Below are 25,881 nucleotides of genomic sequence, written 5' to 3'. Positions count from 1 at the left end.
AGATTACTTTTTCGCTTTAGCAAACGCTGCAGCAAAAGCACCGCCCATTGCGCTGTTAGATGACGAGTCATCACGGCGAGGCTGACGACGCTGCTGTTGGTCATTACGACGCGGCGCTGCTGATGAGCGTTGGCTGCGGTTGTCTTGACCCGGCTCGTCGTTCAAACGCATCGATAGACCAATGCGCTTACGCTGCACGTCCACTTCCATCACTTTGACTTTTACGATATCGCCTGCTTTCACCACTTCTCGTGGATCAGACACAAAACGATCTGTCAGTGAAGAAATATGCACAAGACCATCTTGGTGAACGCCGATATCAACGAAAGCACCAAAGTTGGCTACGTTAGACACCACGCCTTCTAGAATCATGCCTGGCTCCAAGTCAGATACCGAGTTTACGCCTTCTGCAAACGTCGCCGTTTTGAATTCTGGACGCGGGTCACGACCTGGTTTATCCAGCTCTTTGATGATGTCTGTAATGGTTGGCACACCGAAGTTATCGTCGGTGTAATCGACCGCATGCAGACCTTTTAGGAAGCTTGAATCACCAATCAGTGCTTTAATGTCTTTGTTGTTCTTCTCAGAAATCGCTTTTACCACTGGGTACGCTTCTGGGTGAACCGCAGACGCATCAAGAGGGTTCTTACCATCCATAATACGTAGGAAACCTGCACACTGCTCGAACGCCTTAGGACCCAAGCGAGGCACTTTCTTCAAGGTCGTACGTGCTTCGAAACGACCGTTTTCATCACGGAAGTCGACAATGTTCTGCGCGATGGTGCTCGACAAGCCCGCTACGCGCGTCAGTAGCGCTGCAGAAGCGGTATTCACGTCTACGCCGACCGCGTTTACACAGTCTTCCACAATCGCATCTAGGCGTTTTGCCAACATTGATTGGCTAACATCATGCTGGTACTGACCCACGCCAATTGATTTAGGATCGATTTTCACTAGCTCAGCCAGTGGGTCTTGTAGACGACGAGCAATCGACACCGCACCACGCAGAGACACGTCCATATTTGGGAATTCTTTTGCTGCAAGCTCAGACGCTGAGTACACCGATGCACCCGCTTCACTCACGATGATTTTCTGAACTTTCAGGTTGCCACGTTTGATGACGTCTGCGACAAAGCTGTCGGTTTCACGTGAAGCCGTGCCGTTGCCGATCGCAATTAAATCCACATTGTACTTGCGTACCAACTGATCAACGATTTGTGCTGATTTGTCGTATTGCTTTTGTGGTGGGTGAGGGTAGATGGTTTCGGTTGCAAGCACCTTACCAGTCGGATCGACAATAGCGATCTTCGAGCCTGTACGTAGACCCGGATCGAGACCAAGTGTTGCGCGAGGACCTGCCGGTGCTGCCATCAACAAGTCTTTTAGGTTAGTGGCAAATACTTCAATCGCTTCGATTTCTGCGCGCTCTTTCATTGCGCCCATTAGCTCGGTTTCCATGTGCATCGATACTTTGATGCGCCATGCCCAGCTGATCACTTGCTTACGCCACGTATCCGCAGGTGCGCTGCTAAGTGTCACGCCGTAGTGGTCAGCGATAATCGTTTCGCAGTAAGACTGACGCGCGCCTTCTTCCTGTTCTGGATCGGCATTCATTGCCAATGTCAGGAAGCCTTCGTTACGACCACGTAGCATTGCCAGTGCGCGGTGCGATGGTACTTTGCTTAATGGTTCGTTGTGGTTGAAGTAATCTTTAAACTTCTCACCTTCTTGCTCTTTGCCTTCAACGACGCGAGCACCCATTTCCGCATTGCGGTTTAGGTGACCACGGATTTTCTCCAGTAGGTTTGCGTCTTCCGCGATGCGTTCCATGATGATTGCGCGAGCGCCATCCAGTGCGGCTTTGGTGTCTGCCACGCCTTTGTCTGCATCAAGGTATTTGCTTGCTTCGCTTTCTGGCTCAGTTTGCGGATGATTCCAAAGCTGGTCTGCAAGTGGCTCAAGACCCGCTTCAATCGCGATCTGACCTTTGGTGCGACGCTTTGGTTTGTAAGGTAAGTACAAGTCTTCAAGACGAGTCTTGCTGTCTGCCTGAGTGATCTCTTGTTCTAGCTCTGGTGTAAGTTTGCCTTGTTCTTGGATCGACTTCAGAATGGTTTGACGACGGTCGTCAAGCTCACGAAGGTAAGACAGACGGCTGTCTAGAGTACGCAGTTGGGTATCATCAAGTCCGCCTGTTACCTCTTTACGGTAACGTGCAATAAATGGGACCGTGTTACCGTCATCGATAAGGGTTACAGCAGCGTTGACTTGCTCAGGGCGAACATTCAGCTCTTGAGCAATCATGCGACAGATAGCTTGGCTCATCCGTGTATTCTCTTTAATTCTGTTTAGGTATTGGTTGTGTATAGAACATTGGGGTCATTCATGGAATTTGCAATGTTTTAAACTAGTCACGCGAAAATTTACCGAGCGCTGGTGGACATCAGTCAGATTTGTGTCAAAACTGTAAGTAAATTGAGAACTTATACATTTGGTTATCGACTAACCCTGTACCTTAGCTCATACGGAAAATAATGATGAAGAAAATGTCTTTGGCTTTGGCGCTCTCTGGTGCTTTATTGGCGACGCCGCTCGCTTGGTCGCAAACACTTTCCGCGACCACTCAAAATCCGATTTACCAACTTGATGACAAAGTCGTATTGGGGCGAGTAGAGAGTGTTTACTACAGCGAAATTCCTGAGCTAAGCGATGTGCCTTTTATCGGTAAGATTGATACCGGTGCAGATACCACCTCAATGCACGCAGAAAACATCCACGTTAGCAGTAGTAATCCTGAATACAAGAGCCTTAAAGATGACAAGCTGATGTGGGCCATCATTGATGATCTTGGCGGCACCAAAGCCAAATGGGATGCCGATAGCTTCGAGCCGTATCAAGTCACCGTGAGCTTCACTATTCATCATCCGTACACAGGTAAAGAAATTAAGATCACTGATGATCTTGAACGCATCAGTGCGATCCGTAGTCGTACCAGTGAAAAACCAATCTTACGTCCGACAGTGAAAATGCCGATGACCATTGCAGGGCACACTGTGGACACCGTGGTCAACCTGACCAAGCGCACTCAATTCTCAGCACCTATCTTGATTGGTAAGACTTACCTCGATAACAACGCGTGGGTGTTTGCTGGTTACGATTACCTGCAAGAGCAACAAAAGGCGCAGATGATCGGCAAGAAAGAAACGGTGGAAGTGGAAGGGGTGCCATACAAGGTAAGCATTTCGACCACCAGTCGTTACACCAACGTACATGCGCTGAACATCAAAGTCGATAAGAAGAAAAAACAAGTTTCTTTCACCCTTGAAGGCGAAAACGGTAAGCGTCACCCAATGACATTGCCACTCGTGCGTATGTTGAAAACCAGCAAGAGTGAGCGCCCTTTGGTTTACCTTCCGGTGCAAGTGAGCGAAACCGAGACGCAACAATGGCTGGTATACCTGCGTGATCGCAGCGGCTTCAGCTCACAAATCCGTCTGGGCAAAGACGTGGCAAGCCAGCACTTCGTGATCGATACCGACAAAGAGAACTTGCTCGGTGGTGTTGAAAAGTCATTTAAGAATGCTCTGAAATCTAAGCCATTAGTTATCTCACCAGAAGAGTCAGTCAACATTGATGGTCATGTACTGCCTGCGTATCCAACTTTCGCGGTGAAAACGCCGCTGTTGCGTGTCGATGGATTTGAATTGACGGAAAAAGACAAGAAAGAAGTGGTGACCTTCTACCTGCCAAGCGCGAACGGCAAGGAAGAGAAAATCACTAAACGCGTATTGAAGAAGCTCAAAGTGGGGGATTCGGTTCGCCCAGTCGTCGAAGGTGACTTCCTGTTTGGTGATGAAGAGAAGAGTATCGAATTTGCCATTGATGTACTGGAGAAAGACGATCAAGCACAGCCGTTCTTTGTCTTTGGACATAACATGGCGAAAGGCGGCGTATTGCTAAATACACGTGCAGACCACTTACTAGATGCGCGCCCGTTGTTTAGAGCGGGTCACATTGAGGTGGCGGAAGTGGAAGGCATGTCTTTCCCTGTGAAATTGGATACGGGCGCGGATGTGAGTTCAATTAATGCTCATAACATCAAGCAGTTCGAGAAAGATGGTAAAGACATGGTGAGCTTCACCTACGAGAACGACAGCGGCATGAAGAAAGAATTTACCAAGCCCGTTGTCGACGTGATGCGCATCAAAGCCAAGAAAGGTGAGAAAGCCAACGTACGCCCTGTGGTGGAAATGCACGTTAAGTTGGGCGAACTAGAGAAGAAGATTCGCGTTAACTTGCAAGATCGTAGCCGCTTCCATTACAGCATGATTCTAGGTAAGAACTTCTTGAAGCACGGTGCGATCGTTGCCAGCGATACCAACTACATTGTGACCGAGAAGCCAGACTACGAAGAGTAATCCTCAAGATTGGTATCTAAGAATGCAAAAGCCGCACTAAAAAGTGCGGCTTTCTTTTATTGGGTCACAGGATCAATTGTCTTCGGCTTGGTAGCGAATGCTGTTGATAAACCATTCTTTGTAGCCTTCCGGCGTTCTTACTGCGAATTCGTCATCGACTTCTTTTTTTAGTAGTGCACGAGCCATTGGGGAATCAATTGAGATATAGCCTTTTGCATCACCATAGATTTCATCGGGACCAACGATGCGGAAGTTCTTCACATCGCCCGCTTCATTCTCAATTTCCACCCAAGCACCAAAGAACACTTTGCCTTCTTGCTGAGGTGAGTAATCCACCACTTTGACTTGCTCTAGGCGCTTACGTAAGTATCTGACACGACGGTCAATTTCACGCAGGCGTTTTTTGTTGTACTGATAATCTGCGTTTTCGCTTCGGTCGCCCAAGCTTGCTGCCCAAGTAACTTTTTTGGTGACTTCTGGGCGTTCTTCTCGCCATAAAAAGTCGAGTTCGGTTTTTAGGCGATTGTAGCCTTCACGGGTAATTAAATTGGTTTTCATTAGAAGTAAATCAGCCGTTATTGGATTCTGTTGATCATATTAGCCTTGATTTTGTCTGACTGTAAATTGTTGTGGTGAGAAGAAAAATAATGCGAAACGTCGAAATAAATCATCAAAACCGTGGCTAAGATAAAAAGAGTAACAATTTGCACAAGCACGTTTGAAAAAACAGTGATACATTTTTGACTATAGATGCCTCTGAAAGGATGTTTCAATGCAGGAAAATCATAAAATATTAGTGGTTGATGACGATGCTCGTTTGCGTGCTCTTTTGGAGCGTTACCTTTCTGAGCAAGGTTTTCAGGTGAGAAGTGTCGCTAACGGCGAGCAGATGGATCGTCTTCTGACCCGTGAAAACTTCCACCTTATGGTGTTGGATTTAATGTTGCCGGGCGAAGATGGCTTATCGATTTGTCGTCGTCTACGTCACGCCAACAACATGCTACCTATCCTTATGCTGACGGCGAAAGGCGATGAAGTTGATCGTATCGTTGGTCTTGAAGTAGGTGCAGACGATTACTTACCAAAGCCGTTCAACCCGCGTGAACTGCTAGCTCGTATTAAAGCAGTACTTCGCCGCCAAACGGTTGAACTGCCAGGTGCGCCAAGCACGGAAGAGAAAGTGGTTGAGTTCGGTGACTTCCGTCTGAACCTAGGTACGCGTGAAATGTTCCGTGGTGATGAAGCGATGCCACTGACGTCGGGTGAATTCGCGGTGCTGAAAGCGCTTGTGACCAACGCTCGTGAGCCGATGTCGCGCGATAAGCTGATGAATATGGCTCGTGGTCGTGAATACTCAGCGATGGAGCGTTCTATCGACGTTCAAATCTCGCGTCTACGCCGTATGCTAGAGGATGATCCAAGCAAGCCGCGCTACATCCAAACGGTATGGGGCTTAGGTTACGTGTTCGTCCCAGACGGCAAAGAAGCGTAATTACCTCTAAGGTCTGCCGATAATACTCGGCTGCTCATATTCCACCCTCAAACCCCCTTCCTGTTTGAGGGCTGGAAACTCGCAATTAATGTTGTTCACTAGGAACAGTCCATTAGGAATTCTCCATGCGAATCCGAAGTTCATTTACACAATCCATTCTGCTGTTCATCTCTTTGCTTCTCGCTAGCCAAGTCTTTTCTTACTACGCCGTTTTTAACTACGCATTGATGCCAAGTTTGCAGCAGTTCAACAAAATTCTCGCTCACGAATTGAATCTAGTGCTCGATGAAGATGGTTTACTCAAGTCCGATGCGCCGCTCCGTCATCAACTGCTGGAAAACTTGGGCGTGACGGTACATAGCGTCGATAGCGAGATGATGAATGAGTTCAATCATGCGATGTCGATTGATTTGATGTCGGAAGAGATGACGCAAGAGCTCGGTTCTCCAACGGAAGTGCGTTTGCTGCTTGGCAGTGAAAGCTACATTCTGTGGATGCGTATCGATCAGTTGCCGAACTCCATCATCCGTATTCCGCTCTCTGAATTGCAAGAAGAAGATTTTGCTCCGCTGTTCCGTAACAGCTTGATCATGGCGCTTCTGATCATTGCTGGTGGCTGGTTGTTTATCCGCTTGCAAAACCGACCTTTGATTGCGCTAGAAAAAGCCGCGAAAGGAGTAGGTCGAGGTGAAATTCCGCCGCCATTGCCAGAGAAAGGTGCTTCAGAAATCCGCTCTGTAACTCGCGCATTCAACCAGATGTCGAAAGGCATTCAAGAACTGGAAGAAGATCGTGCGCTACTGATGGCAGGCATCAGCCACGATTTACGCACGCCACTGACGCGTATTCGCCTTGCGACAGAAATGATGTCACCTGAAGACAGTTACCTAGCCGAAGGCATCATCAGTGATACCGAAGAGTGTAACGAGATCATCAGTCAGTTTATGGACTACCTCAAGCCAGTAAATAAAGAGTCGTTTGAGCAGGTGGACATCAATACCATTACCAGCGATGTAGCAACGTCGGAAGGGGGTTATGAAGTCGAAATCGAAACTGACCTCAACCCTACGATGCCAACCGCGAAAGGCAGTCCAATCGCGATTAAACGCGCGGTGAGTAACCTTGTGGTTAATGCTCTGCGTTATGGTAATGGCTGGGTGAAAATCAGTACGGGCGTCACCGCCGACAAACAGTTGGTGTGGGTGTGTGTTGAAGATAATGGTCCAGGCATTGAGCAATCACAAATCGCACGCTTGTTTGAACCTTTTACTCGTGGTGATACTGCTCGTGGCAGTGAAGGGACAGGCTTGGGCTTAGCCATTGTTAAGCGCATCGTCAGTCAACACTCTGGCTCGGTTGTGGTACGTAACCGCAGTGAAGGTGGGTTAAGTGCGCAAATCAGTTTCCCAACCAAGTAAGCTTTCTTCGCTCAACTGATTCCAATAAAAAAGCCCAACCAAAGTCTGGTTGGGCTTTCCGATCATCCTAGTGCAAGATTATACCAATTCCATCAATTATCTGCTCATTCTTGCTGGTTAAAATCACTTATAGCAGTGTTAAAGATTTTGTAGGTAGAGTAACTAGCTAGCTGCAATCTTTGCCTTGTTCTAAGTGATTTTACCGGCGCAATTTCTTGAACATCTAATTAACGTAATTGGTATTAGGATTCTTTTATCTCTTGAGCTACCCGTTTATCTTCCTCTTCCAATTTCTCTGGAAGCAGTAGGTTCAATACGATAGCGGTGATGCCGCCTGCCGCCACACCGGTGGAAAAAATGCTCTTAATAAACTCAGGCATGAATTGCAGAATTTCTGGTTTTTGTGCAATGCCCAAACCCATTGAGAACGACAGTGCCATAATTAGGATTGCGCGGCGATCAAGGTCGACACGAGAGATGATGCGTACGCCCGCTGCGGCAATGGTACCGAACATCACGATAGTCGCGCCGCCCAAAACTGGCTCAGGAATCAGCTGAACAAAGCTTGCCACGCCCGGGAACAGCCCCAAAATTACTAGCATGCCTGAGATGAAGTAACCCACATAACGACTTGCTACACCAGTGAGCATGATGATGCCGTTGTTTTGGCTGAAGGTAGAGTTTGGGAAGCTGTTGAATACCGCCGCAATGGCTGAGTTTAGACCATCTGCCAATACGCCACCTTTGATGCGCTTCATGTAAACCGGACCTTTTACTGGCTCGCCGGAAACTTCAGACGTCGCGGTAATGTCACCAATTGCTTCTAGCGCTGTGATGAAGAAAATCAGAACCAGTGGAATAAACAACGACCAGTCGAAGCTTAAGCCGTATTGCATTGGGATCGGCAGTGCGATGAGGTCAGTTTCGCCCAGTGTTGAAGTGTTGACCATGCCCATGAAGTACGCCATGACGTAGCCAACCAGCATTGCAATTACAATTGACGCAACACGTAGGTATGGGTTCTTTGAGCGGTTAAGGATTACGATCAAGCCAAGTACTGTGCCAGCGAGAGCTAACTTGTCTAGGCTACCGAAAGAGCCATCGCCCATTGCAGCATAGCCTCCGCCCATTGATACCAAACCCACTTGGATAAGCGTCAGACCGATAAGCGTCACGACGATGCCAGATACCAATGGCGTGATGATGCGGCGTGCGTGTTCTAAAACGCGAGATAGCAGGATTTCTGCAAAAGACGCTACCAAGATAGTACCGAAAATTGCTGCCATCATGGTGCTGATGTCCGCGCCGCCAGCTTTAAGAGAAAGACCCGCACCAATGATTGGACCAAGGAAATTAAAGCTGGTGCCCTGCACTGAAAGCAAACCAGAGCCGATAGGACCAAAGGTACGAATTTGAATAAAGGAAGACACGCCAGATGCAAACAGCGACATGCTGATGATGGTGTTGGTTTGGTCAGCAGGCACACCCAAAGACTGACAAATGATCAGAGAAGGGGTGATAACGGCTACGAACATCGCCAATAAGTGCTGAAGTGCAGCAAAAATGGTCTGAGGTAGTGGTGGGCGATCGTTTAACTGATAGACCAGTTCCGAAGTTCGGTTTGAAGTTGTCATGTTTGTCTCGCTAGTCGCAATAATTCTTGCCCCAGAGCTCGCTGAATGGGAGTGCTGGGTGGAGTTGACGTTATGACCTGTGATTGCTGTTAATCAGTGTCAACTCAGGTTGGTTTGATGTGACAAGGTGCACACCATAAATTTTGAGCGCGATTATAGAGGGATTTATTCAAAAAGCAAACGTTTGCTTTGGGCTGAAAAGAAAAGGCGATAACGGAATGGTTATCGCCTTTAAGGTTTTACTTTGGGAGTTTAGTTTTTTAAGTGTTTATCGAAGAACTCACCAATTTGAGTAAGGTACTTGGCTTGGTGCTCATCATTATAAAATCCGTGCCCTTCATCGCCGATCACCATTGTTTTGTGCGGATAATTGATCGCTTTGAGCGCTTCCACTAAGGCGTCAAATTGTTCAATTGGTGCTCGTTCATCTTTGGCTCCGTGGACCAACATAATATCTGCTTTTAGCTTGTCGACATGATGAACGGGTGACATGGATTGAAGTTCTTTCTTATCACGACCGATCACTTCTTCTAGATAGTTAACGCCTGACTTGCGGTCTTTTACGTCGCCTTCAGTGTAAAGCATTTCAAGGTCATAGACGCCAAAGCTGCCGACTGCACACTGGAATAGTTCCGGTTCGACGATGGCACTTTGAAGCGCACTATAGCCACCAAAGCTACCGCCAGAAATACAGATACGATCGGCATCGGCAATACCTTGCTTGATGATATGGCGAGTGGCATCAATGATGTCGTACTGAATATTGGTACCCCATTTACGGTATCCAAGTTCTTCAAAATTATCTCCAAAGCCACCACTACCACGGAAGTTGATTTGCAGAACAGCATAGCCCTTTTGAGCTAAGAACTGGTTCTCTGGATTGAATTCCCACCAGTCACGCGGTCCGTGAGGTCCACCGTGCGGGTTCACAATCAAAGGTAGGCCCTTTTCAGCTTTACCCGGTGGAAGTGTTAGCAAAGCATTGATTTCCTGCCCGTCTCTTGCCGTGAAAGCAAATGGACGAACTTCTGCCATTTTTTTCGGGTCGTGCCATTTCTGTGCAGAGAAGAGGTATCGACCTTCGACAGGATCGGTGTTGAATAGGTAATAATCACCGGGATTACGGTCATTAAATGCTAGAGCAATGAATTTATCGCCATTTTCTGTTTGGCTAAGAATACGGACTTGATGACCTTCAAATGTCGCCAGTAGTTGCTTCAACTGCTTGCTCAGCGGGTGCTTGTCGTCCACGAAGGCATAGGTTGGATAGTCTTTTTCATATTCAATGGCGTACAGTTGCTTGGATTGCTGATCAAGCCAAAAGTTATGTGGTGAAACCTTTTCGCCGGCAACCACTTCTTTGTATTTTCCTGTTTTTAAATCAACATGGTAAATCGCTTGGGGTGAGCCGTCTTTACTTGCTGCAGCATAAATCGAATGGTTGTTTTCGGCGAAGGAAATGGGGGTAAGTTCTTCTAAATTGAGTTTGTCTAATGTCGCGATGGATTGCCACTTGTTGCCATTGCGATAGAAAGACTTGAGTTTGAGATCATCACCAGAGCCCGTTACAAAGCCGACTTGGTTATCATGGTTAACTAGGAAATAGCTGTTTCTGATAGGGGCTGACATCTGCTTGGTCGCACGCCCATTGTAGACATTGACTTTGTAGACGTCTTTTTCCTCTTCCATGTCAAATGAGCGGTTGTATGGAATCGCTGCAATCAGCATGTGCTTTTCGTCATTTGGCATTGGGTCTAACATGATGCCGAAGGCGCGAGTGGCTTTGCCTCGTTTAGAAACGCTGCTGCCGCTTTGTGGTGGTTGAGGACCGAACAGGTAGGCGGTTTTAGAACCGTCGACATTCGCGGCAACAAATTCACCTGTGGGTGAGGGTTGAGTAAACCAGCCCGTGAAGGTTTCTTTTGAAGCGACAACGCGCTCATTGTTGACCCAGTAATAATCGGCTACTTGCTCGTTGTCTGGGAATCGAAGCATGTTGGTTGGCTTCATTGTTTGTGCGTCGAGAATGACCAGCGCATCTTTACCATCCACTTTGGATTCGACCCCAAGGTATTTACCATCAGGGGAGAGTTTTGGGTTAAAAAAGCTCGACCCTTTAGCGAACAATTTCGCCATGTCTGAGGTGTCAGCAAATGCTGAACCACTACTTAGAATACAGGCTGAAGCCAACAGCCTAAGGCAGGTACTCTTCATTTCTACTCCTTGAAACGTATTTATTATCAGAGTGGAGGTTAGCAGTAGTGCTTAACTAACCTAGCCGATAGCACAACGCATCTATGTGTTGTGTTAATAAAACGTTATTGATTTTACATATTTAAAATCAATAGAATAGAAATTTAGATGTGATTTAGTTATCGAACTGGTGAAAGAAACGTCTTACTTCTAAGGCGCAGCCCGTTTACGCCTTAGAATAAATGTCACGCTCGCCTAACCAACGGTCAATAATTGCGGTCGCATTCGTTGGGTAGTTGTCATGAATGTAACGTGCAATGCGTTGAACTTCTGGAATTAAGCGCTGATCTCGCACTAGGTCGGCAATTTTAAAATCTGCCAAGCCAGTTTGTTTGGTACCAAGAAGCTCACCCGGTCCACGAATCTCTAAGTCTTTCTGTGCAATCACGAAGCCGTCGTTGCTTTCTCGTAATACGCCTAAACGTTTTTGGGCGGTTTTTGATAGTGGCGAGTGATACAGCAACACACAATGGCTCGCCACTGAACCTCGACCAACACGACCTCTAAGCTGGTGCAACTGAGCCAAACCTAAACGCTCTGGGTTTTCGATAATCATCAGGCTGGAATTGGGTACGTCTACGCCTACTTCAATCACTGTCGTTGCGACCAGCAAATGCAGCTTGTTGTCTTTGAAATCCTGCATCACCGCTTGCTTCTCAGCGGGCTTCATTCGTCCGTGCACTAGACCAATTTTTACGTCAGGCAGTTTACGTTGCAGCTCTTCTGCGGTGTCGGCAGCAGCTTGAGCCTCCAAGACTTCGGACTCATCAATCAAGGTACATACCCAATACGCTTGTTTGCCTTCGTTTAAGCAGGCATTGCGCACTCGTTCGACGATATCATCGCGTTTGGTGTCTGGAATTGCGACCGTCTGGATTGGTGTTCGACCCGGTGGTAACTCATCAATCACCGACGTTTCTAAGTCGGCATAAGCAGTCATGGCTAATGTTCGCGGAATTGGCGTTGCTGTCATGATGAGCTGATGTGGATAAGCGCCTTGTTTTGCGCCTTTCTCGCGTAGCTCTAAGCGCTGGTGGACACCAAAGCGGTGCTGTTCATCAATAATGACCAAAGCAAGATGATGAAACTCAACATGCTCTTGGAAAAGGGCGTGAGTGCCCACGACCATTTGCGCTTCACCACTGGCAATACGCGCCAATTCGGCTTCTTTGGCTTTACCTTTTAATTTTCCAGCCAGCCAACCGACCTGAATGCCCATTTTCTCAAACCAATTAGCGAAGTTAATCGCGTGCTGTTCGGCGAGCAGCTCGGTCGGTGCCATTAAAGCGACTTGATAGCCGTGTTCAATGGCTCTGACGGCAGCAAGCGCAGCAACTAGAGTTTTCCCCGAGCCTACGTCACCTTGAACAAGGCGCATCATTGGGTGCGTTTTTTCTAAGTCAGCTTCAATTTCTTTAACGACTCGTGCTTGAGCATTGGTCGGCGAGAAGGGCAATTGAGCCAGTAGTTGCTTTTTCAGCGAGTCACACGACGCCAAAGGCAATGCAACGTCCTGTTGTCCTTTGCTGCGCACTGCCAACATAGAGAGGTTCTGCGCCAGTAATTCTTCCATGATCAAACGAATTTGAGCTGGGTGTTTACCTTCATCAAACTCATCCAAATTAATGGTTGGAGGCGGTCGATGAATCGTATGCAATGCTTGCGACATGGTGATCTGGTGATTGTACAAACCGGAAGGCAGCAACTCTTGCACTGCGGCTTTATCGAGGAGTGATAAGGCTTGTTCCGTCAGGTTACGCAAAGTGATTTGACGTAACCCATCGGTGGTTGGATAAACGGGGGTTAAGCTTTGTTCCACATCCGGCTTTTGTTCACTTACATAAAACTTGTAGTCAGGGTGAACAATCTCTAAGCCCATACCACCACGCTTTATTTCACCGTAAGCGTGTACTAACTTACCATTCGAGAAATTGTTCTTCATCGCGGCAGTAAAGTTAAAAAAGCGTAGAGTAATGGTGCCATTGCCGTCGCTGATTTTTACTGTCAGCATTTTGCGTTTGCCGAAAGTAGTATCGACAGCCATGACTTTGCCCTGTACCGCTGCCCAGAGCCCAGCATGCAGCTTGGCTATTGGGTAAATGCGAGTGCGATCTTCGTAACGAAGAGGAAGGTGGAACAGTAGATCTTGAACGCTATGCAAGCCAACTTTGGCGAGTTTTTCTGCGACTTTGGCGCCAACTCCAGACAGAGAGGTTAAAGGAATAGCAGATAACATTTGGGCAGACATAGCGGGCTCAAGAAAATAGTCAACATAGCAGTATGTTAACCACGAAGCTGTGTTTTTGTACAGGGAAAAATACAGCTTCGTGAGGAGTCGAATTTCGCTCCTTCGCCGCTATTCAGGATAACAAAAGTTGATTATTTACTTTGCATCTCTTTCCACCACGATTCGTCAGCCACAATTTGGCCTTCGTCATCAAGTTGTGGATATTCTAGCCCTTTGCGTTTCGCTACTTTTGCTAAGACCGGATGTCCTCGCTCAAACAGAATGCGGTTGATGGTCTCTTTTGGCAGTGCGCTTTCATCACGTTCGTACATACCAGCGGCTTCACGCTGACGCTGCGCTTCATAAAGAATCACAGCACTGGCGACTGAGACATTTAAAGACTGCACCATACCGATCATTGGAATAATGATGTCTTGGTCTGCGAGTTTCTTCGCTTGCTCTGAAGCGCCAATTTTTTCGCTACCCAGAATGATTGCCGTTGGCTTGGTGTAGTCGATCTCACGAAAATCGACCGCGGTGTCCGAAAGGTTGGTGACCAGAACTTGCATGCCTTGTGCTTTGAGTTCGGTAATCGCAGTTTCAATCGAATCGTGAGTATCCACTTCAACCCAGTTGCGTGCCCCTGCTGAGGTGTGGGTCAGTGTGCGCATTTTGTCGGGCCAAATCGCATGAACTTTGTGTAAGCCTGTTGCGTCAGCGGTACGGATCACTGCAGAAACGTTGTTCGGCTTATGAACTTCTTCAAGGCACAGGGTGAGGTCGGTTTGGCGTGCTTTTAACACCTGATGGATGCGGTTGTAACGTTCTAAATTCATAATAAATAGAGATATAAAAAAATCGCCACCCAGAGTGTGGGTGGCGATAGAGTTTAGTTCTTTCTTCGTCTGACTCGAGTCGCCTGTGGCATGGTCTTAATCTTACGCATGATGCCAGCAAGGTGAACACGATCTTTGGTGGTTAGCAGAACGGTAACGGTGTACAAGCGACCGTCGCGTTCTTCGGTTGAAAGACCGTGAATGTTCGAACCGGTTTTCGAAATCACATTGGTCAATTCCGCTAACGCACCTTGGTTATTGAGCATATCGACTTTCAGTTCCGCGATGAACTCTTTGTCGTACTCTTCAGACCAAGCGACTGCCATGTATTTGTCCGGCTCTTTCTGGTATCCGCGAACGTTTGGACACGTTTCACGGTGAACCACAAGACCACGACCTGGCGATACGTGAGCGATAATGTGGTCATCCGGGATAGGGTGACAACAATTTGCGAAAGTCAGTAGCAGACCTTCTGCCCCACGGATTGGCAGTTTCTTGTTAGATTCGTTTGGAATTGAGCTTGTGGTGGTCAATTCATCAGTGTCACCCAATAAGCGACGTGCGATGACGATACTCATCAACTCACCCAAACCAATTGCTGCTAGCAGATCATCGACGCTTTCTAGGCGCAGATCAGTCAGCACTTCTTGGATGTTTTCTGGGTAGATTGAATCAATCGAATGACGACCTAAAGCGTGATTCAGTAGACGACGACCTAAGGTAATCGATTCTTCACGACGCATGGTCTTCAATACTTGACGAATCTTAGTGCGAGCGCGAGAAGTCACGACATAGTTTAACCAAGCCGCGTTTGGACGCGCACCTGGTGCACTGATGATTTCTACTGTCTGACCGTTCTTCAGTGCCTTACTTAGTGGGTAAGGGTTACGGTCAACACGAGCACCAACACAAGAGTTACCGACATCAGTATGTACGGCATAGGCAAAGTCGACAGCCGTTGCGCCTAATGGCAATTCAACGATACGACCTTTTGGTGTGAATACGTAAATCTCATCTGGGAAAAGATCCGATTTTACGTTTTCAATGAATTCGAATGAGTTACCAGCGCTTTGTTGTAGCTCAAGCAGGCTTTGCATCCAACGCTGAGCTTTCACTTGTGCTGTTGTGCCAGACTTGTCGCCCTTGTCTTTGTATGACCAGTGCGCAGCGACACCTTTGTCCGCCATTTGATCCATATCTTCGGTACGGATCTGAACTTCAACTGGCACGCCATGTGGACCAACCATAGAAGTATGTAGCGATTGGTAGCCGTTCGCTTTTGGTACCGCAATGTAATCTTTCATACGACCAGGACGTGGCTTATACAAGCTGTGTACTTGGCCTAGAACGCGATAACAAGTATCGGCAGTATCAACAACCACTCGGAAAGCGTAGATATCCATGATGGTGTGGAAACGCTGTTCTTTGGTTTTCATCTTGTTATAGATGGAGAACAGGTTCTTTTCACGACCTAACACGCGCGCATTTAAGCCAACATCTTCGAGTCGACCTTCAATTTCGCTGTGAATACGTTGGATCATCTCTTTACGATTACCACGTGCCGCTCTTACCACTTCTTTTAGAACGCGGTAGCGGTTCGGGTAAAGCGCTTCGAAGCCAAGCTCCTCAAGTTCCGTTTTGATATTGTGAATACCAAGACGGTGAGCCAGCGGCGCGTAGATTTCCAGTGTTTCGCGAGCAATACGGCGTTTTTTGTCGGGGCGCAGGGCACCTAACGTGCGCATGTTGTGCGTACGGTCAGCCAGTTTGATCAGGATAACGCGGATGTCTTGCACCATCGCCAGAACCATCTTACGGAAGTTCTCGGCTTGAGCCTCTTTCCTATCGCGGAATTTGAGTTTGTCCAGTTTAGATACACCATCAACCAGCTCAGCGACGGTATTGCCGAATTTCTCTTCGAGATCTTCTTTTGTAACGTCACAGTCTTCGATGACGTCATGCAGCAAAGCAGCTTGGAGGGTTTCGATATCGAGGCGCATTTCGGCCAAGATTCGAGCCACAGCGACTGGATGGATGATGTATGGTTCACCGCTTGAGCGGGTTTGCCCTTCATGGGCATCTCTTGCTACCACATAAGATTGACGCAGAGCCTCAATTTGAGGCTCTGTTAGGTATTCTTGGGCAACGTCTTTGAGGCTATCGAATAGATACAAATTATAGGCCCGGGAGGTTGTTGAATTCTAAAGTCAGAATTAACGGTTGTGAGCGATGCTGCTTACTGCCGCTAGCTCTGCCGCTTCTTGCTCTTGCTGTTCTTGACGTTCACGAGCGTCTAGAACTTCTTTAGTAATTAAACCTTCTTCGATTTCGCGTAGAGCGATAACCGTTGGCTTATCGTTCTCTTCTGGCACTAGTGCATCTTTACCGCCAGTTTGCATTTGACGAGCGCGGCGAGCCGCAATCAGTACTAGGTCGAAACGGTTGCCAACTTTTTCAACAGCGTCTTGAACAGTTACGCGTGCCATGAGGACTCCAAATAGTTAACTAAATTTTGAATGACGAGAAAGTATACAGTCTCAGCGTAATATTTACTAGCGATAAGACGTGCAACAACAATGACTTTCTATATAAGCAATATAAGCTTCCTTACCGTAATAAAGAAGCGAAAATTTGTGTTTCAGTGCAGAATTACTCTGCTAGAAGCGCATCAAGCATACCTTTATATTTAGCAGCTTGCTTTTCTTCCTTCAATCTTTCCGCACGTAGGATGGCTTTAAAGTCCATTAATGCAGTATCGAAATCATCGTTTACGATTACGTAATCGTACTCGTTGTAGTGTGAGATTTCAGATTTTGCTTCTGCCATGCGTTTTGCGATCACTTCTTCGCTGTCTTGACCACGAGTGTTTAGACGGCGTTCTAGCTCACCATTTGATGGTGGCAGGATAAAGATGCTTTTCGCTTCTGACATTTGCTCACGGATTTGACGTGCACCTTGCCAGTCGATGTCTAGGAAAACGTCGATGCCTTTGTTTAGCGTTTCTTCAATCCATACGCGTGATGTGCCGTAATAGTTACCAAACACTTCTGCGTATTCTAGGAAGTCGCCTTGTGCAATCAGAGCTTCAAACTCTTCTTTTGCAACGAAATGGTAGTGGATACCGTTTTCTTCGCCAGGGCGCATGCCACGAGTAGTATGAGACACAGACACTTTCATTGCATATGTTGGGTTACGTTCCAACATTGCTGAGATCAAGCTAGATTTACCTGCGCCGCTAGGTGCAGATACGATATAGAGAGTACCTTTGCCCATTGTACTGTTCCACTTTTGGTTGGATTGAGTGAATGCCGAAAGAAGTCTCGACCTTGTTGTCATGCCAACGACGTTTATTCACGAGATTGGTATAACGATAGCACTGGCGTTGATGATTTCTTCATCAAACTGCTTGAGATTGGTGATAAACCCGCCAGAAAAATGGAGGCGAAGAGTATCATGATCTCCCAGATGTTGCTAGCCGATCTTTTGGATCTTTGAGGTGTGGTATGAATTCCCCCTCTATATATAGAAGCGAAAAAAGGGGAAGCTTTCACTTCCCCAGGCGTGCGACTGACTCACACTTAATTTTCGGAGCAACCACAACCACTTTGGTTACTACTTTGCAGATGATGAGCGCCTATTAGCCTTGCGACTCTAGGTAGTTGATCCATGGACTCACTACTTGTCTCATCGAATCCGATTGTGCTGCTTTCTTCATTGATTTAAGCGCCTGAGTTGGCTGATTCAATTCAAAGAAAGCCATGCCGCGGATGTATTGCAATTCTGCGGCTTGCGAGCGCGATGCGTCAGAGGCAGGCGTCGCAGCAAACTTAGAAGCAGCTTGGTATTGCTTCGCTTGAATCATCAAACGGGCAATTTTTAGCTGGCTTTTTGTCTTAGGAGCCAATTGATAAGCGGTTTGATAGGTATCAATCGCATTATCAAGCTCTTTCGACTGCTGCCAAAATGACGCTAAACGCTCTAAGTTTTCTTGGTTTGTTTCGATATTACCGTTTGCCATTTCATCTTTTAGAATCTTCGCCGCGCGGTAAGGTATCTCTTGATAAGCAAGGAAGTTGACTAGACGTAAGTACTCTTTCTCTTCTTCAAACAAGCCCAGTTTGTACGCCATTTCTAAAGCAGAAAGTGCATTCTTGTCTTGGTTTAGCTCCATGTAAGTACCAGAAAGTTGCATCCAGTAGCGCTTTTTCTGTGGGTACTTAGTGGTTAGGATCTTAAGAACACTAGCAACGCTCTTCATTTGACCTAGCTCGTAATGAGAAGCCATCAGAAGCATGTACCACGATTCACTTGGATTCTTCGTCATTGCAATCGCTTTTTTAGTTGGTGCGATTGCTTTACGGTAGTCTTCCATTTGAACGTAAGCACTTGCTAGCGTGATGTAAGCGTGTGCTTGTGGTTTTTCTTTCGTTGTTTCAGCTACGGCAAACCACTTTTCCATGGTTTTAACCGATTTCTTAAACTGTTCTTCAGCAAGATATAACTGAGCAAGGCTGTAACGAACTTGCTGTGCAACGGGTACTGGAAGAGCATCCAGAGAAAGCGCTTCTGCAAAGTACTTAGATGCCTTTACATAGTCGTCTCTCATTGAGTACAAGAAGCCCATCTGTTGCAGCAGTACTGCACGGTCATACTTCTTTGAAGTTTTACCGAGTGCCTTGTTCAACCTTTCGATTGCATCAGAGTATTTCTCAGTCGCAATCAGTTCTTGAACTTTGTTAACGACTTTAAATGTTTTATCAGAAAGCTGTGGCGAATCTTTGGCAACAACAGGTGTGCTAAGCACACCCATTGTTAACGCAACAGAAGCCAGCAATGTCTTGAGTAATTTCATATTGTGACTCCCTAGTTGGTGGTGAACTCAATTTCTTGAGCCATGCGCGAGGCCACCGGTTGTCCATCAACCATCTTAGGTTTGAAAGTCCATTTCGATACGGTCTTTCTTGCTGCTTTACCTAAACCAAGTCGACGAGGTGTCTCTTTTACTACCTTGATGTCTTCAACCGCGCCGCGAGCGTTAACGGTGAATTCAATCAATACCACGCCTTTCTCTAGACCTGACTTCGCCGCTTTACGAGGCATTTGAGGTTGGAAAGTCGCCAATGGTACTGGACCACCCGATCCCGCAACTGAACCACCGCCCTGAGAGTAGTGACCAAGTACTGAGCCACCCGTAACATTAACTGGTAGATCAAGTTTCGGCATGTCCATCGGGATTTGATCCATCACCGGTTTGACCGTTGACGTCACCTTCATTTCAGGTGGCGGTGGCGGACGCTTCGGCGGTGGTGGTTTTGGTAGTTCGCGCTTTTTCTCCTGTATTTTTTCGTCCGGTTTAATGCGAATGAATTCAACCATACGTAGATCATCATTCGACACTAGCTCGTGGCGCTCTTTGTTTACTAGCTTGTCCATCCCCCAGAACAATCCGAGGGAGACAATGAGCGCCAGTGCAATTGAGGCCAGATACCGCATAGGCTTAATCCTTATTGGTTGCGGCAATGGAGATGCTTTCTACACCTGCCATCTTAATCTGGTCCATAACCTTCACGACTACACCAGCGTTAGCTTCAGTATCCGCTTGGATAACAACTGCACCATCTGGGCTTTCTGCACGTAGACGTTCGATGTTTGCACGTACGGCGTCTACTTCGATGCGACGTTTATCAACCCAAACGTCACCAGCGGCACCAATGGCAACCATGATGTTACCTTTCTTCACGGTTTGCGCTGAGCTAGCCGTTGGGCGATTTACTTCTAGACCGGCTTCTTTAACGAACGATGTTGTTACGATAAAGAAGATCAACATGATGAAGACGATGTCGAGCATCGGTGTCATATCGATAGCAGCTTCATCACTGCTGTCATTGCTATAGCGTCTCTTCATGACCTATACCTCTAATTCCGTTTACTCAGGCAATGTGCTTTAGCTTGTCTTCAAGCTTCTGCGTGGTGACTTTGGCTAAATGATCAAGACGAGTACTAAAGAACAGTCCTGATAGTGAAGCCACCATTCCCGCTAATGTTGGGATTGTTGCCTTTGAGATCCCCGAGGCCATTGCTCGAGGGCTTCCTGTACCTGTAACCGCTAAGATATCGAATACTTGAATCATGCCGACAACGGTGCCGAGTAGACCAAGTAGGGGACAAAGCGCAATCAGTACTTTAACGATTGGTAGTCCCTTTTTATTCTCAATATCCTGACGAGAAACGATTTCTTGTCGGATCATCTTAGCGTTCCAGCTTTTATGTTCTGAGCGCTCTTCCCAAAAGCCAACGGCTTTTTTCATTGCTTTTGGAGCGACGGCAGCGAAGTAAAACCAACGTTCTAGCAATACTGCCCACAACATGAAGCTGAGGATAAAGATGGCGACGAGTACATCACCACCCATTCCCAAGAAGCGTCTGATTGATTCAAGTTCTCCAACTAACCACCACATAACGCCTCCTTAGCTTTCGGCTTTATGCAGTTTTTCCTGATAGCGAGCGATGAAGCCTGCACTCTGTTCTTCAAGAGTTTGAACCAAACGACGACCTTTACTGTGTACGATGGTGTACAGGAACAGTAGAGGAATTGCGACAACCAGACCAAGCATCGTAGTAACAAGTGCTTCTGAGATACCGCCAGCCATTAGCTTAGGATCACCTGTACCAAATAGTGTGATTGCTTGGAACGTACCGATCATACCCATAACCGTACCCAGTAGACCTAGAAGTGGTGCTACAGAAGCGAACAGTTTGATTGAGCTGATAAAGCGTTCAATGCTCGGTGCGTTACGTAGGATGATTTCGTCCAGTTTCGCTTCAAGATCTTCAAGGTTGTCACCTTTGTGTTCTTGGTAAGCTTGGATAACTTCACCCAGAGGGTTGCCAGGAATAACAGTGTCTGATTTCGCTTGCTTACGCATTTTGCCACCGATAACGAGTAGGCGTAGGTAACAAACGAGTGCGATCAGTGCACCAATTGCACCCATAGCTAGGATTACGTAACCAACGATACCACCTTGGTCAATACGCTCCTGAACGGTAGGGCTTTGTACTAGTAGAGATAGAATCACACCACGAGATGGGTCGATAAATAGTGGTTCGTATGTGCCTTCTGCTGCTTCAAAACCGCCAACTAGGCGAGTGATGTTCTTGCTCGGTTGACGTGATAGCTCTTCGAACTTACCAGTTTGAGGTACGTAAGTTACGTATTTGCCATCTGCGATTGCGTTAAACTCACCCACTAGGGTTACGTCACGTACCGCTTCTTTACCTTCGCCGTATACAACGGTCGCTTGAGCTGTTGTTGTATCACCTGATGCGACTACTTGTTGTAGGATTGTGTGCCAAAACGCTTCAAGTTCTTGCGTAGATGGCAGTTCTTTACTTTCCGCTAGTTTAGAAAGTAGTACGTCACGCTCAGGGAAAAGAACGGCGTTTTGCGAAGCTGCAAATAGACCTTTAAATTCCCCCGCATATTGGCGAACCACACCAAACATCTCACCTAAAGTACCTGAACGAACGCGAAGTGTTTCAGTTAGCTCAGTTAGCTGCTTGTCGTTTTCATCAAATGTTGCTTTTAGCTCATCACCAAGTGCTTGTTGGGCAGCTAGCTCGTCACGAGCTTGTTGTAGCAATGCAGCTTGCTTGTCGCGGTTGTTTTTGAACTCAGCTTCACGAGCTTTGTTCTCTTTTGATTCAACAATACTTTCTGATTTTACGTTTTTCAGTAGCTCAGATAGGTTTTTAGGTGCTTCAGCTTGCGCACCAGAAATCATGAATAAGCTCGCTAGCAAACCAGCGGCTAGAGTTTTGAATCCTTTCATTTCTTATTCCTCCCCAGCAAATACAGGCAGTTTGATCAGCGCTGGTGGCGCTTGTTTCTTAGCGATACGAAGGCCTTGCTGTACAGCGATACGGTAGTTTTCAGGTAGTGATTCCCATTGACGGGTTTGTTGATTCCACATGCCTGTTTCACCGCCATCCGGAGATTGGAATAGAAGCGCAGTACGACCAATACGTAGGAAGTCGTAAGTCACGGTTTCACCGTTGCGCTCTAGGCTAGCTTTGTAAGATTCAATGGAGCGAGAGAAGCCTTCTTCGATTTGATACGCTTCCATCACTTTACGGAATTTTTCTGAAGTCGTTACATCTGCACGATCCATTAGGTCACGCAGCTCAGTAACACGTTTGGTGCGCTCTTCTTTTTGAAATGGAAGATCAAGAGTAACGAACTCATCTAGGGCATCGATCATTTTAAGCGTTAGAGGTACAACTTCTGTCGCTGTTTGGTCGATTTGAGCAATCTGGTTGTTTAATGAATCCAACTCGCCTTGTTGCGATTGAACCATACGATTGATTTGCTCGTTGTAGACTTTCATGCTGTCGATTTGGCGAAGCAAGCCTTTGTATTCAGCTAGCATGCTTTCCGCGCTTTCAGCATATCCGTCGATTTTTTGTTGAGAAACTTGTGCAGAGGTGTTGGTTTTTGCTTGAGTAGAAATTACCGAACCTGAATCTGCCGCTATAGAACCAGCACTTACAGACAGCAGTGCAGCGGTAATAGCACTCACGCCAAATCTCTTTAACGTCATAGTAGCATCCTTGTCAGTGTATAAAGTCAGTCGATAAGGGCGCGGGAAAGCCCCGCGCCAAAAAGGTTTTTAGAAGCCGTATTCAAGTTGTAGGTAGTAGAAACGGCCTGTGTTGTCGTGGAATGCGAAGTGGTAGCCTTCTGCTTCATTGTAGAATGGCGCCAATTCGTCAGTTACGTTACGGATACCAACAGCAATCGTTGCATTTTCGATACCTGTGTACGCAAGTTGTGTATCCCAAGTTGTTAGAGCGTCAACTTCAGAGTGCTCTGCAGTCTCGTAACGAGTGTCGTAAGAGTGCGTGTAGTTCACGATGTTTGTGAATGCGAAGTCTTCGTAGCCGTAACCAAGCGTTGCTTTACCTTTGAAGCGAGGACCACCGAAGTAAGTACCAATGTAATCTTCTAGGTTGCCGTCTGAGTCACTTTGCTTGTACTCAATGTTGTAAGTACCAGCTAGTTTCACTAGGAAGTCACCGTAGCTATCAGTTGATAGGTCGTACTTCACTTCACTATCGATACCGCTTACTTGTTGCTTAGCAACGTTCACGTACTCATCTAGGATGTAGTCGATATCACCGTTCGCTTTACGAACAACGTTAGGGCTGTTTTCGTCGATAAGCTTCTGTGCACCTAGTGTGTCGATCTTGTCATCGTTCACAATGTAGAAGTAATCAACTTTTACAGAGAGGTCTTCAAGCGGCTCGATTACAGTACCGATGTTGAATGACTGTGCTGTTTCCGCATCTAGGTCTTTGTTACCTTGGCTAACAACGCGGTATTGACCACGAGTGTCAGTTTGCGGGTCGTAAAGTGTTTGGTAGCTTGTAGATGCACCCGCGTTAACTTCTGGTAGAGTCGGTGCTTTGAAGCCGTGGCTGTATGATGCACGGAATAGCACTTCATCCATTGGTTGGTAACGAACTGCCACTTTCGGGCTGAATGCTGAACCAAAGTCGCTGTAGTGCTCTGCACGACCAGCAAGTTGTACTTCCACTTCTTCGATAACCGGTGCAACAAGTTCTACGTAACCTGCAAATACAGTACGGTCACCATCAGAGCTTGTGCCACCACTACCAACGATTTGGTTTGCTTCAACACTTGCGTCTGGCGTATCAGAACCTGCTTCGTAACGGAACTCACCACCCACAGCAACGTATGCGTCACCGCCTGATAACTCGAATACTGGGAAAGAAGCACCAGCATTGATGAAGCCAAGTTTAGATTCACCCTTACGTTTTGTTTCAACGCGAGCACCGTCTAGTGATGATGATGGGTTGTTCGTAACGAATGGGTTGTAAGCACCGCTGTCGATCGCCGCTTGGTAGCCTGCGATTGTTAGGTAGTTCTTACCTACGTTTTCGGTTTCTGTGTAGTGGTAACCAGCATCAGCTGTCCAGTCTACGTCAGTATCAAACCAGTTTGCGTAACCTTCTGCACCTGCCACAACGCGGATAGAATCTGTTGTGATTTCGTTGATACGGTTACCAGCTTCAAGAATACGGTGACGCATAGTGACGTCTTCACCGTACGTGTTGTTCGGGTTGTCTTTCGAGATAGTCACGTTTTGGAAGTCTGGCGTCGGTGCCGAGATAGTTGTTGACTCAACTCGGTTTAAACTTAGCTCCGCAAACAGGTTGGTATCTTCGTTTAGTTGGTGGTTAAGGCTAGTTAGGAAGTTGTAACGATCACTTTCTGGGATCATTGCAATTTCTTCGTTGTAGTTGTAGTTACATTCTGCGCTACCACCAGTACATAGTGATTCCCATGTACCATCTTCTTTGTAAACACGACCTGGTGTACCTGCAGAGCTACGCCAGTCATAACCACCTTGAGAAGAGTGGTCAGCAGTTTTCGTGTTTGGACGATCTTTCATCATGATGTTGCCTTTTTGGACAACGTTTAGAGACGCCATGATGTTTGTTGCGTCATTGAATGTTTTACCGCCAGTTAGCGTAACATCTAGGTCTTCACCATCGCTGTAAGATGTTTGACCACCGTTTAGGCGAACATCAAAGCCTTCGTAGTCACGCTTAAGGATTACGTTTACTACACCACCGATAGCATCTGAACCGTAGATTGCTGATGCGCCATCTTTAAGAACGTCGATACGCTCAACAGCTGAAAGTGGGATTGAGTTTAGGTCAACGAAAGTGTCGTTTAGGTTTTGTGCAAACGCGTAGTTTGCTACACGGCGACCGTTAAGTAGAACTAGAGTACGGCTCGCACCAAGACCACGAAGAGAAACACCAGAAGTACCTGCAGCAAAACTGTTAGTAAATGAGCTGCCGTAGCTGCCTGCACCATTCTGTGTTAGTCCACGTAGAACATCATCTACGCTTACAGCACCCATCTTAGCGATGTCATCTGCTGTATATACGTCTACTGGGTTTGGACCTTCCATGTCCGTAGTGGAGATACGTGAACCTGTTACCTTCATCTTCTGAAGTTGTTCAACTTGCTGCTCTTCTGCCTGTGCTGCTAGAGGTGCCACTGCTGCGGTTCCCAGTGCAAGGCTGATCGCAACAGATAAAGCGGTTGTGTTTTTATACATCCTTGTTGCTCCGATTATTATTATTTCCTATGTCTGGCCATATAACGACCAATTGTGACGTTAATATTTCGTTAACGTTCGGAACATGTATACCTGAGATGAAAAAAGGAAGTCAAACCAGTGGTAAACAGAGATAAAGAAATGTAAAAAAGATGTAAAAAACCAAAAGTGACCTAAATCACAGAATAATTTACTGCATGACGTTTATAAATCGAGATCAAATCTTAATAAAACACCGTATTTTGTGTTTCTTGTAAACACTAATGACTTATATCGCCTATGGATTTTAAGTGGGCGATTAGCACTGAAAATGGATGTATATCTAGAGAATAATTCTGATCTATGCTTTTTACGGAATGGTAGGTATGTTAACTCGCTCGCACTGGATGGTATCAGAATATGATACCCACCGTTATCAAAGGGCTCACTCGTATTTTTGGGTCAAATATCGCT

The 25,881-nt window shown here is 46.7% G+C and carries 19 protein-coding genes; 3 read left to right on the top strand and 16 right to left on the bottom strand.

Going from position 1 to position 25,881, the window contains the following annotated elements:
* Positions 1-3: 3 nt before the first annotated feature.
* Entirely contained in the window at positions 4-2,325 is a 2,322-nt protein-coding gene (locus QMY49_RS13885) for a Tex family protein (protein WP_199449576.1), read from the bottom strand.
* A gap of 209 nt (positions 2,326-2,534) precedes the next feature.
* Between QMY49_RS13885 and QMY49_RS13880 the strand changes: the two genes are divergently transcribed.
* Positions 2,535-4,418, top strand: a complete 1,884-nt coding sequence (locus tag QMY49_RS13880; protein ID WP_009698971.1) for a putative ATP-dependent zinc protease — start codon at positions 2,535-2,537, stop codon at positions 4,416-4,418.
* Between the two features lie 72 nt (positions 4,419-4,490).
* Here the strand turns inward: QMY49_RS13880 and greB are convergent, their stop codons facing one another.
* Positions 4,491-4,976 carry a transcription elongation factor GreB gene (gene greB, locus QMY49_RS13875; RefSeq protein ID WP_050914440.1) on the bottom strand — a complete coding sequence of 162 codons (486 nt, stop codon included), beginning with the start codon at positions 4,974-4,976 and terminating at the stop codon, positions 4,491-4,493.
* Positions 4,977-5,190: 214 nt separating this feature from the next.
* On the opposite strand from greB, the gene ompR reads away from it, so the two are divergent.
* The gene (ompR, locus tag QMY49_RS13870; RefSeq protein ID WP_005430151.1) at positions 5,191-5,910 is read left to right on the top strand and encodes an osmolarity response regulator transcription factor OmpR; all 720 of its coding nucleotides are present in this window, start codon (positions 5,191-5,193) and stop codon (positions 5,908-5,910) included.
* Between the two features lie 125 nt (positions 5,911-6,035).
* Positions 6,036-7,328 carry a two-component system sensor histidine kinase EnvZ gene (envZ, locus tag QMY49_RS13865; RefSeq protein WP_005448471.1) on the top strand — a complete coding sequence of 431 codons (1,293 nt, stop codon included), beginning with the start codon at positions 6,036-6,038 and terminating at the stop codon, positions 7,326-7,328.
* 242 nt (positions 7,329-7,570) lie between these two features.
* Here envZ and QMY49_RS13860 read toward each other — a convergent pair whose 3' ends face one another.
* From QMY49_RS13860 to QMY49_RS13795, 14 genes are all read right to left on the bottom strand, one after another.
* A complete protein-coding gene (locus QMY49_RS13860) occupies positions 7,571-8,962 on the bottom strand; it encodes a uracil-xanthine permease family protein (protein WP_283312046.1) in 1,392 nt (463 codons plus the stop codon).
* A gap of 252 nt (positions 8,963-9,214) precedes the next feature.
* A complete protein-coding gene (locus tag QMY49_RS13855) occupies positions 9,215-11,176 on the bottom strand; it encodes a S9 family peptidase (protein WP_283312045.1) in 1,962 nt (653 codons plus the stop codon).
* Between the two features lie 205 nt (positions 11,177-11,381).
* Positions 11,382-13,463 carry an ATP-dependent DNA helicase RecG gene (gene recG / locus QMY49_RS13850; protein ID WP_017189969.1) on the bottom strand — a complete coding sequence of 694 codons (2,082 nt, stop codon included), beginning with the start codon at positions 13,461-13,463 and terminating at the stop codon, positions 11,382-11,384.
* Positions 13,464-13,594: 131 nt separating this feature from the next.
* Positions 13,595-14,278, bottom strand: a complete 684-nt coding sequence (gene trmH / locus QMY49_RS13845; protein WP_005448464.1) for a tRNA (guanosine(18)-2'-O)-methyltransferase TrmH — start codon at positions 14,276-14,278, stop codon at positions 13,595-13,597.
* 53 nt (positions 14,279-14,331) lie between these two features.
* Positions 14,332-16,452 (bottom strand): bifunctional GTP diphosphokinase/guanosine-3',5'-bis pyrophosphate 3'-pyrophosphohydrolase, encoded by a 2,121-nt coding sequence (spoT, locus tag QMY49_RS13840; protein WP_005434453.1) that lies wholly within the window; start codon positions 16,450-16,452, stop codon positions 14,332-14,334.
* Between the two features lie 39 nt (positions 16,453-16,491).
* Positions 16,492-16,764 (bottom strand): DNA-directed RNA polymerase subunit omega, encoded by a 273-nt coding sequence (gene rpoZ, locus QMY49_RS13835; RefSeq protein WP_005379346.1) that lies wholly within the window; start codon positions 16,762-16,764, stop codon positions 16,492-16,494.
* 163 nt (positions 16,765-16,927) lie between these two features.
* The gene (gmk, locus tag QMY49_RS13830; protein WP_005430186.1) at positions 16,928-17,551 is read right to left on the bottom strand and encodes a guanylate kinase; all 624 of its coding nucleotides are present in this window, start codon (positions 17,549-17,551) and stop codon (positions 16,928-16,930) included.
* A gap of 364 nt (positions 17,552-17,915) precedes the next feature.
* The gene (locus QMY49_RS13825) at positions 17,916-19,130 is read right to left on the bottom strand and encodes a tetratricopeptide repeat protein (RefSeq protein ID WP_005448461.1); all 1,215 of its coding nucleotides are present in this window, start codon (positions 19,128-19,130) and stop codon (positions 17,916-17,918) included.
* An 11-nt stretch (positions 19,131-19,141) separates the two neighbouring features.
* Positions 19,142-19,771, bottom strand: coding sequence for an energy transducer TonB (locus QMY49_RS13820; RefSeq protein WP_005430078.1), 630 nt, complete (start codon positions 19,769-19,771; stop codon positions 19,142-19,144).
* 4 nt (positions 19,772-19,775) lie between these two features.
* Positions 19,776-20,183 (bottom strand): ExbD/TolR family protein, encoded by a 408-nt coding sequence (locus tag QMY49_RS13815; protein ID WP_005430119.1) that lies wholly within the window; start codon positions 20,181-20,183, stop codon positions 19,776-19,778.
* Positions 20,184-20,208: 25 nt separating this feature from the next.
* Positions 20,209-20,736 carry a MotA/TolQ/ExbB proton channel family protein gene (locus QMY49_RS13810; RefSeq protein WP_005448458.1) on the bottom strand — a complete coding sequence of 176 codons (528 nt, stop codon included), beginning with the start codon at positions 20,734-20,736 and terminating at the stop codon, positions 20,209-20,211.
* Positions 20,737-20,745: 9 nt separating this feature from the next.
* Entirely contained in the window at positions 20,746-22,107 is a 1,362-nt protein-coding gene (locus QMY49_RS13805) for a MotA/TolQ/ExbB proton channel family protein (protein WP_005448456.1), read from the bottom strand.
* 3 nt (positions 22,108-22,110) lie between these two features.
* Positions 22,111-22,875, bottom strand: a complete 765-nt coding sequence (locus tag QMY49_RS13800) for a DUF3450 domain-containing protein (protein ID WP_005448454.1) — start codon at positions 22,873-22,875, stop codon at positions 22,111-22,113.
* Positions 22,876-22,944: 69 nt separating this feature from the next.
* Positions 22,945-25,428 (bottom strand): TonB-dependent receptor, encoded by a 2,484-nt coding sequence (locus tag QMY49_RS13795; RefSeq protein WP_005448453.1) that lies wholly within the window; start codon positions 25,426-25,428, stop codon positions 22,945-22,947.
* Between the last annotated feature and the right edge of the window lie 453 nt (positions 25,429-25,881).

Source organism: Vibrio harveyi (assembly GCF_030060435.1).
Classification (GTDB): Bacteria; Pseudomonadota; Gammaproteobacteria; order Enterobacterales; family Vibrionaceae; genus Vibrio; species Vibrio harveyi.
This window is presented reverse-complemented; position numbering and strand designations above follow the sequence as displayed.

Excerpts from the sequence above, each read along its gene's own strand:
- QMY49_RS13885 (WP_199449576.1), bottom strand. The coding sequence starts at position 2,325 with ATGAGCCAAGCTATCTGTCGCATGATTGCTCAAGAGCTGAATGTTCGC.
- QMY49_RS13880 (WP_009698971.1), top strand. The coding sequence starts at position 2,535 with ATGATGAAGAAAATGTCTTTGGCTTTGGCGCTCTCTGGTGCTTTATTG.
- greB (WP_050914440.1), bottom strand. The coding sequence starts at position 4,976 with ATGAAAACCAATTTAATTACCCGTGAAGGCTACAATCGCCTAAAAACC.
- ompR (WP_005430151.1), top strand. The coding sequence starts at position 5,191 with ATGCAGGAAAATCATAAAATATTAGTGGTTGATGACGATGCTCGTTTG.
- envZ (WP_005448471.1), top strand. The coding sequence starts at position 6,036 with ATGCGAATCCGAAGTTCATTTACACAATCCATTCTGCTGTTCATCTCT.
- QMY49_RS13860 (WP_283312046.1), bottom strand. The coding sequence starts at position 8,962 with ATGACAACTTCAAACCGAACTTCGGAACTGGTCTATCAGTTAAACGAT.
- QMY49_RS13855 (WP_283312045.1), bottom strand. The coding sequence starts at position 11,176 with ATGAAGAGTACCTGCCTTAGGCTGTTGGCTTCAGCCTGTATTCTAAGT.
- recG (WP_017189969.1), bottom strand. The coding sequence starts at position 13,463 with ATGTCTGCCCAAATGTTATCTGCTATTCCTTTAACCTCTCTGTCTGGA.
- trmH (WP_005448464.1), bottom strand. The coding sequence starts at position 14,278 with ATGAATTTAGAACGTTACAACCGCATCCATCAGGTGTTAAAAGCACGC.
- rpoZ (WP_005379346.1), bottom strand. The coding sequence starts at position 16,764 with ATGGCACGCGTAACTGTTCAAGACGCTGTTGAAAAAGTTGGCAACCGT.
- gmk (WP_005430186.1), bottom strand. The coding sequence starts at position 17,551 with ATGGGCAAAGGTACTCTCTATATCGTATCTGCACCTAGCGGCGCAGGT.
- QMY49_RS13825 (WP_005448461.1), bottom strand. The coding sequence starts at position 19,130 with ATGAAATTACTCAAGACATTGCTGGCTTCTGTTGCGTTAACAATGGGT.
- QMY49_RS13820 (WP_005430078.1), bottom strand. The coding sequence starts at position 19,771 with ATGCGGTATCTGGCCTCAATTGCACTGGCGCTCATTGTCTCCCTCGGA.
- QMY49_RS13815 (WP_005430119.1), bottom strand. The coding sequence starts at position 20,183 with ATGAAGAGACGCTATAGCAATGACAGCAGTGATGAAGCTGCTATCGAT.
- QMY49_RS13810 (WP_005448458.1), bottom strand. The coding sequence starts at position 20,736 with ATGTGGTGGTTAGTTGGAGAACTTGAATCAATCAGACGCTTCTTGGGA.
- QMY49_RS13805 (WP_005448456.1), bottom strand. The coding sequence starts at position 22,107 with ATGAAAGGATTCAAAACTCTAGCCGCTGGTTTGCTAGCGAGCTTATTC.
- QMY49_RS13800 (WP_005448454.1), bottom strand. The coding sequence starts at position 22,875 with ATGACGTTAAAGAGATTTGGCGTGAGTGCTATTACCGCTGCACTGCTG.
- QMY49_RS13795 (WP_005448453.1), bottom strand. The coding sequence starts at position 25,428 with ATGTATAAAAACACAACCGCTTTATCTGTTGCGATCAGCCTTGCACTG.